We start from the raw sequence: 848 nt of genomic DNA on the forward strand, positions 1-848 counted from the left end.
ATATCTACCTAAGGTACCATATACAGAAATTTTGTCTCCAGGTTCTACATCTTCAAATGCGTCCATATCACGTGAGAATAAACGAACATATAAACCAAGTCCATCTTCACTTTGAATGAACAATCCATCATCATAAACATTCCAAGCTGTTACAATTCCCTCAACATGAGCTTTTTCACCATCGTTTAAATCATAAGCGTCTGAAATACTCATTGCTTCTGTTCCAATAACTGTAACAGTGACTTCAACATCTTCACTTAATGTTCCTAAAGTAGCAGTACCTGTTAAAGTTACTTCAGTATCATCTGTTGGACGGCTTACGAATGAACCATCATCAGCGATTAAATCATCATGACTTGAAGTCCATCCAGAGAATTCAGTGTCATTGTCTCCAGTAGTAGGTAATTCAATATCGTCTTCAAAAGTAAGATATGAACTTCCATCCACTTGAGAAACGTCTGCATTAAATAATTCTTCATCTCCAAGTTCTACTTCGCCTAAGTCGCTTTCATCCCCTTGGAATACTACTAATACACCATCACGAGAATGATCGGTGTAGTAAATAACAGTAATTTCTACAATATCACCTTCGTTATCTTCTAATACTTCAATGTCTGAAGCCCAAGATTGGTGATAAACCATGAAATAAAGATCAGGATCATTTAAATCAACAATAGCCATGTTGTCATATTGTCCACGTGTTTCAATACGACCTGTTACTGTAAAGTGATGTCCATGAAGGTCAATTTGTTCTAAATCTTGTTCGTGGAAATCAGCAAGTGTGGTTTCAGTAGGTTCAACATGATAATCATTATCACTTGATAAAATCTCTTGATCTTCGATGCTAC

Annotated in this window: 1 protein-coding gene; it reads right to left on the reverse strand. The window is 36.1% G+C overall.

Going from position 1 to position 848, the window contains the following annotated elements:
• A partial coding sequence (locus tag ABCO64_RS10185) for an immunoglobulin-like domain-containing protein (RefSeq protein WP_343089376.1) occupies window positions 1-848 on the reverse strand: 848 nt, incomplete at both ends.

This window comes from Methanocalculus natronophilus (genome assembly GCF_038751955.1).
Taxonomy (GTDB): Archaea; Halobacteriota; Methanomicrobia; order Methanomicrobiales; family Methanocorpusculaceae; genus Methanocalculus; species Methanocalculus natronophilus.